General features: G+C 48.1%; 12 protein-coding genes. 4 read left to right on the top strand and 8 right to left on the bottom strand.

Annotated elements, in window-relative coordinates:
• Positions 1-315 precede the first annotated feature (315 nt).
• From groL to AAKU61_RS09530, 4 genes are all read right to left on the bottom strand, one after another.
• A complete protein-coding gene (gene groL, locus AAKU61_RS09545) occupies positions 316-1,965 on the bottom strand; it encodes a chaperonin GroEL (protein WP_354331674.1) in 1,650 nt (549 codons plus the stop codon).
• Between the two features lie 83 nt (positions 1,966-2,048).
• Positions 2,049-2,339, bottom strand: coding sequence for a co-chaperone GroES (groES, locus tag AAKU61_RS09540; protein WP_322119693.1), 291 nt, complete (start codon positions 2,337-2,339; stop codon positions 2,049-2,051).
• 444 nt (positions 2,340-2,783) lie between these two features.
• Entirely contained in the window at positions 2,784-5,048 is a 2,265-nt protein-coding gene (locus tag AAKU61_RS09535) for a xanthine dehydrogenase family protein molybdopterin-binding subunit (protein WP_354331672.1), read from the bottom strand.
• 14 nt (positions 5,049-5,062) lie between these two features.
• Positions 5,063-5,521: a (2Fe-2S)-binding protein gene (locus AAKU61_RS09530; protein WP_354331670.1), complete on the bottom strand. Its 459-nt coding sequence runs from the start codon at positions 5,519-5,521 to the stop codon at positions 5,063-5,065.
• 473 nt (positions 5,522-5,994) lie between these two features.
• On the opposite strand from AAKU61_RS09530, the gene AAKU61_RS09525 reads away from it, so the two are divergent.
• The 3 genes from AAKU61_RS09525 to AAKU61_RS09515 all read left to right on the top strand — a co-directional run bounded on the left by AAKU61_RS09525 (position 5,995) and on the right by AAKU61_RS09515 (position 9,550).
• A complete protein-coding gene (locus tag AAKU61_RS09525; protein ID WP_354331668.1) occupies positions 5,995-7,800 on the top strand; it encodes a DUF1800 domain-containing protein in 1,806 nt (601 codons plus the stop codon).
• Between the two features lie 27 nt (positions 7,801-7,827).
• Positions 7,828-9,228 carry a DUF1501 domain-containing protein gene (locus tag AAKU61_RS09520; RefSeq protein WP_354331666.1) on the top strand — a complete coding sequence of 467 codons (1,401 nt, stop codon included), beginning with the start codon at positions 7,828-7,830 and terminating at the stop codon, positions 9,226-9,228.
• Between the two features lie 121 nt (positions 9,229-9,349).
• Positions 9,350-9,550 (top strand): hypothetical protein, encoded by a 201-nt coding sequence (locus tag AAKU61_RS09515; protein WP_322119688.1) that lies wholly within the window; start codon positions 9,350-9,352, stop codon positions 9,548-9,550.
• A 203-nt stretch (positions 9,551-9,753) separates the two neighbouring features.
• On the opposite strand, the gene lhpI is transcribed toward AAKU61_RS09515, so the two are convergent.
• The 3 genes from lhpI to AAKU61_RS09500 form a co-directional block, all read right to left on the bottom strand.
• The gene (gene lhpI, locus AAKU61_RS09510; RefSeq protein WP_354331664.1) at positions 9,754-10,731 is read right to left on the bottom strand and encodes a bifunctional Delta(1)-pyrroline-2-carboxylate/Delta(1)-piperideine-2-carboxylate reductase; all 978 of its coding nucleotides are present in this window, start codon (positions 10,729-10,731) and stop codon (positions 9,754-9,756) included.
• 170 nt (positions 10,732-10,901) lie between these two features.
• Complete coding sequence (locus tag AAKU61_RS09505) at positions 10,902-11,321, bottom strand: organic hydroperoxide resistance protein (RefSeq protein WP_322119686.1); 420 nt, start codon at positions 11,319-11,321, stop codon at positions 10,902-10,904.
• Between the two features lie 304 nt (positions 11,322-11,625).
• The gene (locus AAKU61_RS09500; RefSeq protein ID WP_354331662.1) at positions 11,626-12,111 is read right to left on the bottom strand and encodes a MarR family winged helix-turn-helix transcriptional regulator; all 486 of its coding nucleotides are present in this window, start codon (positions 12,109-12,111) and stop codon (positions 11,626-11,628) included.
• A gap of 370 nt (positions 12,112-12,481) precedes the next feature.
• On the opposite strand from AAKU61_RS09500, the gene pyrF reads away from it, so the two are divergent.
• Positions 12,482-13,303 carry an orotidine-5'-phosphate decarboxylase gene (gene pyrF / locus AAKU61_RS09495; protein WP_354331660.1) on the top strand — a complete coding sequence of 274 codons (822 nt, stop codon included), beginning with the start codon at positions 12,482-12,484 and terminating at the stop codon, positions 13,301-13,303.
• Between the two features lie 88 nt (positions 13,304-13,391).
• Here the strand turns inward: pyrF and AAKU61_RS09490 are convergent, their stop codons facing one another.
• Positions 13,392-14,300, bottom strand: a complete 909-nt coding sequence (locus AAKU61_RS09490) for an EF-hand domain-containing protein (RefSeq protein ID WP_354331658.1) — start codon at positions 14,298-14,300, stop codon at positions 13,392-13,394.
• Between the last annotated feature and the right edge of the window lie 43 nt (positions 14,301-14,343).

Here is a 14,343-nt window from a genome sequence, read left to right as displayed (position 1 = left end):
CTGAATAGTTTTATCCTCTTTCGATTTGCCCGGCACGGCATGGAATAACCGAAAATAAATATACTCCCCATTAAATTATAAAAAATATACTTATTGTCCAATGATTATATGGACGATTTAAATATACATACTATGAGTATATTCATTCTTGGTTTGCAGCCGTATGATTTCATGCTATCCCCTAACTCTGTACACAGTTAATCTTACAAAATAAAAAAGCTCCACAGTTTTCACTGTGAAGCTTTTTTGCTTAGCTTTTGCTTACCTAATGTGGCGTATTGCACGCCACGTTCAGCGAAGTTATTCCTTGCGGAATTACATCATGCCGTCCATACCGCCCATGCCGCCCATACCACCCATGCCGCCGCTCATACCACCAGATTTGTCATCTGGTAATTCGGCAACCAAAGCATCAGTTGTCAAGATCAAGCCAGCGACAGACGCTGCATTTTGCAAAGCAGAGCGTGTTACTTTTGCTGGGTCCAGAATACCCATTTCGATCATGTCGCCATAAGTATCGTTAGCAGCGTTGAAACCGAAGTTACCTGTGCCGTTAATGATGGCGTTGACAACAACGCTTGGCTCGCCACCGGCGTTAGCAACGATTTCACGCAATGGCGCTTCGATCGCTTTCAACACCAGTTTGATACCGGCTTCTTGATCTGGATTGTCACCTTTGATGACGCCAGCAGCTTGACGTGCGCGCAACAGAGCAACACCACCGCCAGGAACAACGCCTTCTTCTACCGCAGCGCGAGTCGCGTGCAGAGCATCTTCAACGCGGGCTTTTTTCTCTTTCATTTCAACTTCAGTTGCAGCACCAACCTTGATCACAGCAACGCCGCCTGCCAACTTGGCAACGCGTTCTTGCAGTTTTTCACGGTCGTAGTCAGAAGTTGCTTCTTCGATTTGCGCGCGGATTTGTTTAACGCGTGCTTCGATACCAACAGCTTGACCAGCACCATCAATCACTGTCGTGTTTTCTTTACCGATTTCGATACGTTTAGCTTGACCCAGATCAGCCAAAGTCGCTTTTTCTAATGTCAGACCAACTTCTTCAGCAATTACTTGGCCGCCAGTCAGGATAGCGATATCTTCCAACATCGCTTTACGACGATCACCAAAACCAGGCGCCTTAACAGCGGCTGTTTTCAGAATGCCACGGATGTTGTTGACAACCAGAGTGGCCAATGCTTCGCCATCGACATCTTCTGCGATGATCAGCAATGGACGACCTGATTTAGCGACTTGTTCCAAGATTGGGAGCAAATCACGGATGTTCGAGATTTTTTTGTCGAACAACAGGATGAACGGATTTTCCAGAATCACGGATTGTTTTTCCGGGTTGTTGATGAAGTACGGTGACAGGTAGCCACGGTCAAACTGCATACCTTCAACGATGTCCAGCTCATTGTCTAAAGATTTACCATCTTCAACAGTGATTACGCCTTCTTTGCCGACTTTGTCCATTGCTTTTGCAATGATGTCGCCGATGTTTGCATCGGAGTTAGCAGAGATAGAACCAACTTGAGCGATCTCTTTGTTGGTTGTAGTTGGCTTGGACAACACTTTGATTTCAGCAACGATGGCTGTAACCGCTTTGTCGATACCGCGCTTCAGATCAGTTGGGTTGAAACCAGCAGCAACGTATTTGAAACCTTCGCGAACAATCGCTTGTGCCAATACAGTTGCTGTTGTTGTACCGTCACCAGCGTTGTCAGAAGTGCGTGAAGCAACTTCTTTCACGAGCTGCGCGCCCATGTTTTCTAATCTGTCTTTGAGTTCGATTTCTTTAGCGACTGAAACACCATCTTTAGTCACTGTAGGTGCGCCGAAAGAGCGTTCCAGGACAACGTTACGACCTTTAGGGCCCAGTGTTACTTTAACTGCGTTAGCAAGGATGTTAACGCCATTAACGATCTTAGCGCGTGCATCATCGCCGAAAATTACTTGTTTAGCTGCCATGTTAAATCTCCAGAATCTTGAATGGAATATTGTTTTCAGTCTGCATTACAGAGTAAATAACAGACTGAATTACAAAAAATGAATTACTTCTGAACGACTGCGAAAACGTCTTCTTCGCGCATTACCAGAACTTCATTGCCGTCAACTTTGACTGCTTGACCAGAATATTTGCCAAACAGGACGCGGTCGCCCACTTTGACTTCTAATGGACGTACTTTGCCGTCGTCGAGTTGTTTGCCGTTACCAACCGCCAAAACTTCACCTTGATCTGGTTTTTCAGCCGCCGCGTCAGGCAATACGATGCCAGATGCTGTTTTTGTTTCTTGATCCAGACGCTTGACGATAATGCGGTCGTGCAGGGGACGAAGGTTCATACAAACTCCTTGTGATTAGCTAAAAATAGCAATGGTTTTACAAAATAATGTAAGACACTGTGCTGCGATGCTCTGCAACGTTACCGGTGTCTCACGGACAAAGATGATATTTAAATAATGGTTGCTACAAAAATAAGTACAGGTCAGAGATTGTTAGCACTCTCTCCCGACGAGTGCTAATTATATGGGCGGAAGACGCCTATTTCAAGGCTGATTGAAGTGAAATATTAAAAATACTTTAATAATCAGATGCTTATCGATGATGAAGTTATGTTGAATTTTTTTTAATTTTGATTTGGAATCAAAAAGTCATCAAAAATATCCGTTTAGCACGACTCTACATGGTGCAAAAAGAAAATCGACAACGATGAAAAAAATCGGGATAGCGAATCTATTCGATTACGCTACCCCGATTATATTTATGCCGTGATTACCGCAGGATGATTACGCTAGTTTGAACGGCAATTCGCGTAAGCGTTTGCCAGTCGCTTTAGCAATCGCATTTGCAAAAGCCGGCGCCAGCGGAGGTAATCCAGGTTCGCCCATACCGGTCGGTGCATCCGCACTTGGTACGATATGCACGCTGACTTTTGGCATTTCTGTAATTCGTGGCACGACATAATCACCGAAATTACTTTGTTCCACCACGCCATCTTTTAGAGTGATCGCCGCACCCGGTAAGCACATCGATAAACCCATCAACGCACCGCCCTGGACTTGAGCTTCGATACTCTTAGGATTAACGGCAAGATTGCAATGGATGCCTGCTGTGACGTTATGCAGTGTCGGTGTGCCATCTTTGACCGAGGCTTCTACGACATAAGCCACGACCGTCTGGAAGGATTCATGCACTGCAACGCCCCACGCATGACCTTTGGCTAAGGTCTTTTTACCATAGCCGGACTGAGCGACGGCTAATTGTAAGGCGGCTTTATGACGCGGATGCTGATCGCCGATCAGGCTTAAACGATAAGCGACCGGATCTTGCTTGGTCATTGTTGCAATCTCGTCGAGCAAGGTTTCCATCACGAAAGCGGTATGAGTAGAGCCGACGCTGCGCCACCACAATACCGGCACATTGACTTTGGGATGATGTACTGACAGACGCATAGGAATTTCGTATGGCTCTTTCATCCCTTCCAGTGCGGTGGAGTCAATCCCGTCTTTAACCATCATGGCTTCAAACGGTGTGCCAGCCAGAATCGATTGTCCTACGACCACATGATCCCAACCGGCGATTTTTCCCTTGGCATCAAAACCGATTTGTGCCCGATGCACATGCATAGGCCGGTAGTAACCGCCTTTGACATCATCTTCACGACTCCACAACGTGCGAACCGGCGCGGTCAATCCTGCGGTCTTGGCGGCTTTGGCAACAGTGCATGCTTCTGCCACAAAATCGCTGGTCGGCACTGCCCGGCGACCAAATCCACCGCCTGCCATTTGCGTGTTGACCTTGACGTTTTGCGGTGGGATTCCCAATACTTTTGACGCTGCAAGACCGTCTATGCCTGGCATTTGTGTTCCTACCCATAGTTCTACTTTGTCACCATTGATCGCCACGGTGCAATTGAGTGGCTCCATCGGCGTATGCGCTAAAAATGGGAAGACGAATTCAGCATCGATCTTCATTGGTGCTGCCGCCATGCTTGAAATATCGTCGTTAAATTTCAGCTTACCAGTTTGTTTCGACAGCTCTTTGTAGCTCACTAATAATTGCGCACTATCTGCTTTTTCAACAGCCGAGTTATCCCATTGGATTTTGAGTGCGTCACGGGCTTGCTTGGCAGACCAGTAGCCATCGGCAATCACGGCAATACCCTCTCCACCACGATCAACCGGGATGCGGATAACGGCCTTCACGCCGCGCATTGCTTTGGCGGCTGTGTCGTCTACGCTGGCAATTTTTGCACCGAATACCGGAGGGCGGGCAACGACCGCTGTCAACATGCCAGGCAGATGGGTATCGATCCCGTATTGTTGCGAGCCAGTCGATTTTGCTCTGGCATCAAGGCGCCCGGTAGGTTTACCGATCAGACGGAAATTCTTCGGATCTTTGAGCGTCACTTTTTCTGGTACCGGCTGGCTCATCGCTGCTTCTGCCAGTTCACCGTAACTTAACTTTTTACCGCCCGGGCCGATCACGACACCATTTTGTGTTTTTAAACTGCTGGCATCTACATTCCATTGCTTCGCTGCTGCAGCGACCAGCATGGCGCGTGTACGCGCGCCTAGTTCGCGATACTGTGTGTACGAATTTTTGATCGAACTGGAACCGCCCGTTAAATGAATTCCAAACACAGGATCAACATAGGCAGGGTTGCTGTCACCATGCACACTCTTGACTTTGCTCCAGTCGGCATCCAGCTCTTCTGCCAGTATCAGCGGTAAACCAGTCTGCACACCTTGTCCAAAATCGAGCCGGTTGATGGTGATCGTGGTCGTACCATCTTTATCAATCCGGACAAACGCCGCTGGTTGTTCGATTGCTTTCAGTCCGCCGGCTTTCGCTGTAACCGAATCTTGACTGTTTTGTGCGTTGCCGATGAGCGGATATACGCCGAGAGCAAAACCGCTGATGGTCGCAACTTTTAAAAAGCGGCGACGTGGCAGGTCAGCTTGTGCGCTGACAGCATTGTTTGCGCCGGACTCTTGCTCGAACATGGCTTGCAATTGTTTTGGTAATTCATTACTGATATCAAAATGCATGATCGTCTCCTGGTTCAGGCAAGGTGGGTGGCTGCATCATGGATTGCAGCGCGGATACGGACATAGGTTCCACAACGGCAGATATTGCCCGCCATTGCGGCATCAATATCGGCATCGCTCGGTTTTTTATTCGACTTCAGAAGCGCTGTCGCGCTCATGATCTGTCCGCTTTGGCAGTAGCCGCACTGCGCGACGTCATGCTTCACCCAGGCGTCTTGCACTACCTTGCCAACTTTGTCGCCGGACATGCCTTCGATCGTCGTGATCTTTTGTCCTGCCACTGCAGAAATCGGCGTGACGCAAGAACGCGTAGCTTGCCCGTTGATATGCACGGTGCAGGCGCCGCACAAAGCCTGACCGCAGCCAAACTTGGTGCCAGTCAGACCCAGCGAATCGCGTAAGGCCCACAACACTGGCGTACTGGGATCGGCATCGAGAGTATGTTCTTTGTTATTGATATTGAGAGAGGTCATGGCTTGCTTCTCCATTAGGTTGATATCGGGGGAGTTGTACTGAGGCGACAGATAAAAGGCACGCTGACAAGTACAAAAGGCTGGCTACGTCGTTGATGAATCAACGCTTATTTTGAGCTAGTTTGGGAATCTTTGCTGATGATATTAAGAAAGTTGATACTTTGTGACTTACGGACTTGCCTTCGTGCTGATCTGACCCAAAAACGTTCCTGCTAATTTGTAACAAATGAAGACTTCCGTAAGCAGGCTTGACGAGTTTTATCGCGTATTTGTTATTTCTTCTTTACATAATCAAGCAATCACCGATGAGAGTGCATTTGCGCTTGTCTAGCAGTTACTAAAAACGGTGTGACATCTACTTACAAAGTGCGAATAGGCAATTAGGTTCAAGTTATCTATTGTTTCAATGTGTGAAAACAAGATCGAAACTAATAGAACGTTTAGAAAACAGCCCATCGCAACGGAGGCAGTACATGTCAGAGAACACGAGTTTGACGGATATATCCGCGCCGATCGCATCAAACAACCCACCTGAGTCAACGGACGATAATAATAAAGCCAGGATAAATCTATCTAGTACGACTCTTGCTAATGGCGTACTTGCAGGATTGTCAGCATTATCAGCCTTGTCACTAAGCGCTTGCGGTGGCGGTGGCTCAGGTGCTGTCGCAACATCTTCTGGCACGAGTTCTGGACCCGTCAGTCCGCCTGTTACTCCTCCAGTAACACCACCGGTCACACCGCCCGTCGGCATTACTGCCGCCCAGGCTGCGCGCTTTTTAGTGCAGGCGTCGATGGGTGCGAACAGAGCACAAATCGCGCAGGTACAGCTACTTGGTTATTCTGGCTGGCTGGATGCGCAATTCGCCTTGCCTGCATCGACTGCTCGGTTTGATTGGTTGGTAACTAAGGGGTTTAATGCCGCTACTTATCAGAACTCAGAAGCGGGTTTTGATTCTGCTGCCTGGTCCAAGCTACTTTCATCTCCCGATACATTACGACAGCGCCTGACCTTTGCTATTTCTGAAATCACGGTAGCGGCGATTGATGGTTTGATCGGCGGTGGCTGGCGCGCATTTTCGGCGGCTGCGTATCTTGATTTATTAGAAGCCAATGTGTTTGGTAATTATCGTACTTTGTTGCAGCAAATTTCGACCAGCGCTGCGATGGGACAGTTTCTGACTTTTCGCGGTAACGTTAAATACAATCCGGCCACCGGTGCGCTGCCAGATGAAAACTATGCACGCGAATTAATGCAGTTGTTCAGTATTGGTTTGCTAAAGCTAAATCAGGATGGTTCGGTGCAGCAGGTCAACGGCGTCTCGCAAGAAACTTATGTTCTGACCGATATAACCGGGTTGGCAAGAGTGTTCACAGGCTGGGACTTTAATCTGGATGCGTTGAAAACCAACACGCCAGATTTTTTACGCCGGCCAATGACACAAATACCCGCTCGTCACGAGCTGGGTGAAAAAGATTTTTTGGGCATCACTATCCCGGCAGGTACCAATGGTGTCGATAGTTTACAAATGGCTCTGGATGGCATTTTCGCACATCCCAATATTGCGCCCTTTATCAGCCGCCAGCTAATACAGGGCTTAGTTACAAGCAACCCAAGTCCGGCGTATATACAACGTGTTACGACGGCATTTAGTAATGACGGCACCGGTGTCAAAGGTAATTTAAAAGCAGTCATCAAAGCAATTTTGCTAGATACCGAGGCGCGTAGTGATGCCGGAATTACCGATCCCAACTTTGGAAAATTGCGTGAGCCGATTTTGCGCTTTACCGCCTGGGCTAGAGCATTTAATGCCAGCTCGGCGACCAATGCCTGGCAAATTGGCGACACTACAAATCCCGCCACCGCATTAGGACAAAGTCCTTTGCGCTCGCCATCGGTATTTAATTTTTTTCGCCCCGGTTACGTCCCACCTAACACGGGATTTGACAGCGCATCTTTAGTCGCGCCAGAGTTTCAGATCACGAACGAATCAACCGTCATCGGCTATGTCAATTATATGCAGCGTGCGGTCAGTACCGGGATTGGCGATGTAAAAGCCGATTACAGCAGCTTATTACCATTGGCAGACAACGCGCAATCCTTGCTGGACGAATTGAACTTGGTTCTGGTTGCCAGCCAGTTGAGCAGCACGACATATAGCCTGATTCTCAATGCGATTAATGGCATGCCAAGCGGTAGCGACGCGGTGCGGTATAACCGGATTTATGCAGCGCTGACGATGATCCTGGCGTCGCCAGATTTCATTGTACAAAAGTAGTCCATCTAAAAATAGCAAAGGGAAATCATGAAAAACATTATTCGGATGGATGCATCACGCCGGGCATTTTTAAAAAAGGCCAGCGCCTTGTCATTAGCTGGTGTCGCTACGCCATGGGCGATTAATTTAGCCGCGATGGCAGAGGCCTCAGCAGCGAATGCGACCGATTACAAAGCGACCGTTTGCATTTTTTTATACGGTGGCAATGACTATGGCAATACGCTGATACCTTATGACACCACCAACTACTCTTTGTATCAACAACTGCGCCCAACCCTGTGTTACGCCCGCGACAGTTTGAGCTCCACAATTCTGGTGCCGAAAGTCGCCCCCGTCGATACCGCAGGCGTGAGCCGGCAATATGCGTTGGCACCAGAGCTGGCACCATTGCTACCGATTTTTAATGCAGGGAAAATGGGCGTGATGCTGAACGTCGGCACCTTAGTACAACCGACGACCAAGCTGCAATACACCAATAAATCGGTGTTATTGCCCCCTAAATTATTCTCACATAATGACCAGCAATCGGTATGGCAATCGTCGGCGCCAGAAGGTGCGGTGTCTGGCTGGGGCGGACGCATGGGTGACTTGTTTGAGTCCAGCAATGGCAACACGACTTTTACTTGCGTCAACGTATCTGGCAACGCAGTATATTTGTCGGGTAACACGGCGGTGCAATATCAGGTTTCTACCAGCGGTTCTGTCCCCTTAAATGCCAGTACCAAGCCCTTGTTTGGATCAGCCGCATGCTCGACTGCGCTGCAAACACTGATGACCCAAACGGGTGGCAATTTATTCGCGACGGAATACAACCGCGTGACCAGACGATCTATGGATGCCAACCAAGTCCTGACTAGCGCCTTAGCGGGTGCGCCGGCTTTAACGACAGTTTTTCCGACGAATAATAATTTGGGTGATCAGCTCAAAATGGTGGCAAAAATGATTTCTGCTGCCAGTAGTTTGGGCGCAAAACGGCAAGTGTTTTTTGTGTCTATGGGGGGCTTTGATACGCATGATGGTTTGCTCGATATCCACCCCGGTTTACTGACCAGTGTGGCAGATGCGATGTCGGCATTTTATAAAGCGACCCAAGAATTAGGTGTGGCGAACAATGTCACCAGTTTCACCGCGTCTGATTTTGGGCGAACATTAAGCGGCAATAACGACGGTTCAGATCATGGTTGGGGCAGCATGCATTTTATGATGGGCGGCGCAGTCAATGGCCAAAGCTTTTATGGCACACCACCGATTGTTGCTAGCGACGGGCCAGACGATGTAGGCCAAGGACGCTTGTTGCCAAGTACCTCGGTAGACCAGTACGCGGCAACGCTGGGTAAGTGGATGGGCGCGTCGGATTCTGACTTGCTGACGCTATTGCCGAACCTGCATAATTTTGACGCGACTAAACGTAATCTTGGATTTGTGTAGATGGCTAGGGACTGAATTCAAGAATGAGTTGATAAGTGTAGATAACATCATGCTAGAGTCTTGTCTTAGCGACTTCCTGTTTTAAAGGGACGCTTTATTTTGACCACAAGGGTGATGACAAATGGCAAAGAAAGAAGAAATAGATCCAGAAACCGCTGCCCTCATCGCATGGTGTACTGAGGTAGAAGGTTTTCTGGTCAAAGGCGGCGCGACTTTGCGTCAGGCACAGGATCATATTGAAGAGGAGATCGATTGGTTTACTGATTTATTCTTTGATGGTTTGACGCCAGAGCAAGCGGCTAAAGAAGCATTGAGCGAGTAATCCAAATAAAGGGAGATTTTAATATACTCCCCTTATTTTTTTATAAATATGCCTTATTGTCCAGAGATTATATGGACGATTAAAATATACTAATATCCAGTATATGTAGATTGTCAGCGAAAAATAGTGATCGCTGCGCTCCCTCAAGTAAGAATTTTTAGTGACACAACTTGTCGTCACCACTGACAAAAGTTCGTTCCTAATTATTCAACACCACGCTGATGCACTTGCCAGGCTAAATTAGCACCGCATAAATCCTCTATCGCCGTCCCTACAGATTTAAATACCGTGATTTGCTGATCATCACTGCGCCCTGCATGCTGCTGGCTGACCAACTCTGCCAGCTCGGCGACGATGGCGCTGCGTTGTAGGCTGCCGTTTTGCAAAGTTTGGGTCAGGTCGCCGGCTTCTGCAATCGCACCTTCGTAGGTGTCGACAAACACAGTTGCTTTGGACATCAGCAGATCGTCAACCTCCCGCATGCCAGGAGTAAAACCGCCGACCAGATCGATATGAGTTCCGGCTTTGACCCATTCACCCAGCACAATCGGCGTGGTGCTGGTGGTGGCGCAACTGATCACATCTGCTTGACTGACAGCGCTTGCCAGATCGGTGGCGATGCTAAGCCGGATATGCGCAGGTAATTCTGTCTGCGCTTGAATAGCCTTGAGGGTTTGCGTCGCTTTATCTGCCGATCGTCCCCAGACCGTAATTTGTTTGATCGCTCGTACTTGGCTATGGGCGCAGGCAAGGTAAGGAATTAAGCTGCCCGTACCAACCATCAACAGATGTTCACTATCAATGCGGGACGCATAGCTGGATGCTAGCGCAGATGCGGCTGCCGTACGCCGTAACGTCAACTCCTCACCATCTATCAATGCCAGCGGCACGCCACTCACAGTATCAAACAATATAAATACCGCATGCACAGAGGGCAGCAAGGTATTTTGCGGAGCCACTGTCACCAGCTTCACACCGGTCGTGCCTTGTGGCTGCCAGACTGGCATTAACAGCAAGGTAGAAACCGGCTGTTCAGACAAACTATATACATGCCTTTTTGGCGCAATGATATTGCTGGCAAATGCAAGTTTTAAAGCAGGTATCAGATCAGCATAAGTCAAAGTCTGTTGTAGAGTTTGCTTGTTGATGTAGGGAATGGTGCTGGGAATGTTATTGGACATGATATGAGACACAGATAGCAGCCTTATTCGCGATTGGATCAGTCGCCTTGGTTGTGACAGTAATCCTTCATTCTAGCAATATCGGAGACAGGTAATAAAAAAGACTGGGCAATAAAAAAGCCCGAACGACTCGGGCTTTAACTGACATTTAATTCGATCCAACTTACTTTTTACAGCACAGTGACTTTGACATCAATATTGCCGCGGGTTGCATTTGAATATGGGCAAACTTCATGCGCCTTAGCAACGAGGGCTTCCGCAGCTGCGCGATCCATGCCAGGGATGGAAACATTTAACGCAACTTCTAAACCAAAACCGCCTTTGTCATTTGGGCCAATACCGACTAAGCCGTTGACGGATGTATCCGCTGGCAATGCTACTTTAGTTGCAGCGGCGACAAATTTCATTGCGCCAATAAAACAAGCGGAATAACCAGCAGCGAACATTTGCTCCGGGTTAGTACCTTCGCCGCCTGCACCGCCTAGTTCTTTAGGTGTGCTCAGTTTAACGGCGAGGTGATTGTCGTTACTAGCTGCTGTGCCATCACGACCACCAGTTGCTGTTGCGTTTGCTGTGTAAAGTACTTGCATGTGATTCTCCTGTTGGATTGGACTAATGAGTTTAGTCCAAATAAATAATTGATCAAGCTGAAATAAATGTTGCTGCGACTAATTTTCGATCTACTTACTCTGAAATTCTAACTACGCCGTTTTGGCATTATCGCTGCCAGTGAAAATATAATAGTACACAATTAAATTGTGCGCAATCTAAATTTAAATAAATATTTAGTAAACTTATTTAAAACCCGTATTTAAAAACCGCATTTAAAAATCTAACCATACAAATATCTCAAGCAATTCTTTTGGGTAATGTTTGTCGAACGATACTGCTCGGTTAGCCTAAGTTGCTCTCCGTTAAATCACCTCTGATTTGCGATAACTGAGACCGCAGATTGATTAAGGTTTCTTTCGTTTGCCCACTGGCACACATAATTTGCAGAGGGATTTCTTTGGCAGCTTTTTTCAGTTGCTTCCCTTCTTTAGTCAAAGTGATTCTGACCTGGCGTTCATCGATCTCGTCGCGTGTACGTTGCAGCAGATCGGCGGCTTCCATCCTCTTTAATAGCGGCGTTAACGTGCCAGAATCCAGGAATAGCGCCTCGCCTATATCTTTAACCAGAATGCCATCATGCTCCCACAGCACGATCATGACCAGGTATTGTGGATAGGTCAGGCCGATTTTTTCTAACAAGGGTTTATACGTCTTAGTCATCGCCAGGGACGCAGAATACAGCGCGAAGCAGAATTGATTGTCTAGTGCCAGTAAATCGACTTCAGCAGTAGTGCTATCTTTAGAACTATTTTTAGAGGTATTTTTCATTGCTGTATTGATACGCTGATGATGGTGGATCTGAATGTTACGTCTTGCCAGAAATTGCATAAAGTGTGCATGAATTATCGGCGCTCTAGGCCAGATTATCAAATAAAGACGGTACCTTTACCACGACGCAGCGGCAGTTTTGAGTAAGTTCTCATAATGTCACACGTTATAATGTCGACTATTTCATATATCCAGGACTTACGCAAAATGATCCAGCAAGACGTAGCGACGACGATAGTACTTTAGTACAACTAAGAGCTACAACGCAGCTGGAGCGGTTTTGCGTAAGTCCTCATATTAATTCATGCATCAAATTGCATTTTACTGTTCGGATCAACATCGTTGCTCTGAACACACCCTAAGGTAAATCGTGACGTTCATCGAAAAACTCTCCGCCGCTTGGGCGAAAAATAATTCTTTGTTGTGTGTCGGGCTTGATCCTGATGTATCTCGCTTTCCCGCAGAGATCGCGCAGCAGCCAGATGCGATTTTTGCATTTTGTAAAACTATGATTGATGCGACCGCGGATCTCGCCTGCTCATTCAAGCCACAAATTGCGTATTTTGCTGCCTTACGGGCAGAAGATCAGTTGGAAGCTATTTGCCGCTATATCAAAACAAGGTATCCGGCGATCCCGATTATTTTAGATGCCAAACGTGGCGATATCGGCGCAACCGCCGAGCAATATGCGCGTGAAGCGTTTGAGCGCTATGACGCCGATGCTGTGACAGTCAATCCGTATATGGGTTTTGATTCAGTCGCGCCGTACATGGAATGGAAAGACCGTGGCGCGATAGTTTTGTGCCGCACCTCCAATGCAGGCGGATCGGATTTGCAATTTTTAGATGTCGGCGGCAAACCGCTGTATCAGCATGTCGCCCAATTGGTAGCCGACAAATGGAATACTAACGGCCAATGCGCCTTGGTCGTCGGTGCAACTTTTCCTGCGGAGCTAGCGCAGGTACGCCAGATCATTGGTGATATGCCTTTGCTGGTACCGGGAATCGGTGCGCAAGGTGGAGATATCGCAGCGACAGTTGCCGCGGGTAAAACGGCTGGCGGAACTGGGATGATGATCAATTCGTCCCGAGCAATCTTGTACGCCAAACCGCAAGCCGAGGAGAGCTATAGCCAGGCTGCGCGACGGGTTGCGATGGAAACCAGAGACGCGATTAATGCTTGTCGTATTTAAGTAAAAAGCGTTTGATTGAAGAGTTAAAAAGGGAGCCTGGCTCCCTTTTGTCATTACAGCTTACCGGTCTTAAAAATAAACCTGCATTCTAAGCACTCACTGAAATACTACTTCCAGAGCCGGTATTGCCAGACTGAAAAGGATCAGCGTAGGCCTGCAATAACTGCAATGCTTTTCTAAATAATGTGGCATCGCTGCTGGTGCTGGCGTTGCCGCTACTGTCGGAACTGGTGCCGGTCGATCCTGAGCTGGACGATGCTGCATTGGACGACGTTGCCGCTATTCCAGTAACGCCCGTGGCACTGGTGGTGTTGGCGGTACCCGATGAGCTGGTACCCGACGTTGCTGAGCTAGATGTCTCGTTTAGCTTTGCCTCGGCGGCGGCTAATAGTTTCTCCGCATAGGCCAAACTCTCTTTGGTTGACACCGTGCCATCTTCATTGGTATCCGCCGGGTCATAGGTTTTTGTCGCACTGCTGCTGGCGGTTGCACTGGCAGCGCCACCACCACCACCGCTTTGTTCGCCAGAATCAGCTGATTGCGCCTGACCAGAGCCTGCGCTTTGAGTTGGCGGTGGAGGTGGGGCTTGATTGCTGACATTGCTAGCGCCTGCACCAGAAGTGCGGCGGGCGTTGAACTGGCTTTCTAGTTCATCGCTGAGTTTTTGCAAACCAGAGCTGAATTCTTGTTTAGTGACTTTGCCATCGCTGTCACTATCTAGTTTTTTGAAAAGATCACTAATTTCGGTCGTGCTGCTTGAGCTGCTGCCAGAAGCTGTAGTTGCATTGGACGAGGTTGTAGCAGACGTGGAGGAGGACGAGGAAGACAGTTTGCTAAACGCCGACTGCAAATCAGCTTCGCTTAAATAGCCCTGATTATTGGTATCAAGCTTACTAAAAACATCGTCCGCAATCTGCGTCGGGTCTGGCTTTTGTCTTTGTACACTGCTGGAATAATTATAGGCCGAGGTAGTGCCTATGCTTCCTATTGAACTCATGATGTCGCTCCCTTCTGATTGATGACGTTAGTAAGCAAAGTGC

The organism is Undibacterium sp. GrIS 1.2, from assembly GCF_040544435.1.
GTDB lineage: Bacteria > Pseudomonadota > Gammaproteobacteria > Burkholderiales > Burkholderiaceae_D > Undibacterium.
This window is presented reverse-complemented; position numbering and strand designations above follow the sequence as displayed.

Excerpts from the sequence above, each read along its gene's own strand:
- AAKU61_RS09505 (WP_322119686.1), bottom strand. The coding sequence starts at position 11,321 with ATGCAAGTACTTTACACAGCAAACGCAACAGCAACTGGTGGTCGTGAT.
- AAKU61_RS09535 (WP_354331672.1), bottom strand. The coding sequence starts at position 5,048 with ATGCATTTTGATATCAGTAATGAATTACCAAAACAATTGCAAGCCATG.
- groL (WP_354331674.1), bottom strand. The coding sequence starts at position 1,965 with ATGGCAGCTAAACAAGTAATTTTCGGCGATGATGCACGCGCTAAGATC.
- AAKU61_RS09520 (WP_354331666.1), top strand. The coding sequence starts at position 7,828 with ATGAAAAACATTATTCGGATGGATGCATCACGCCGGGCATTTTTAAAA.
- AAKU61_RS09525 (WP_354331668.1), top strand. The coding sequence starts at position 5,995 with ATGTCAGAGAACACGAGTTTGACGGATATATCCGCGCCGATCGCATCA.
- AAKU61_RS09515 (WP_322119688.1), top strand. The coding sequence starts at position 9,350 with ATGGCAAAGAAAGAAGAAATAGATCCAGAAACCGCTGCCCTCATCGCA.
- AAKU61_RS09490 (WP_354331658.1), bottom strand. The coding sequence starts at position 14,300 with ATGAGTTCAATAGGAAGCATAGGCACTACCTCGGCCTATAATTATTCC.
- AAKU61_RS09500 (WP_354331662.1), bottom strand. The coding sequence starts at position 12,111 with ATGAAAAATACCTCTAAAAATAGTTCTAAAGATAGCACTACTGCTGAA.
- AAKU61_RS09530 (WP_354331670.1), bottom strand. The coding sequence starts at position 5,521 with ATGACCTCTCTCAATATCAATAACAAAGAACATACTCTCGATGCCGAT.
- lhpI (WP_354331664.1), bottom strand. The coding sequence starts at position 10,731 with ATGTCCAATAACATTCCCAGCACCATTCCCTACATCAACAAGCAAACT.
- groES (WP_322119693.1), bottom strand. The coding sequence starts at position 2,339 with ATGAACCTTCGTCCCCTGCACGACCGCATTATCGTCAAGCGTCTGGAT.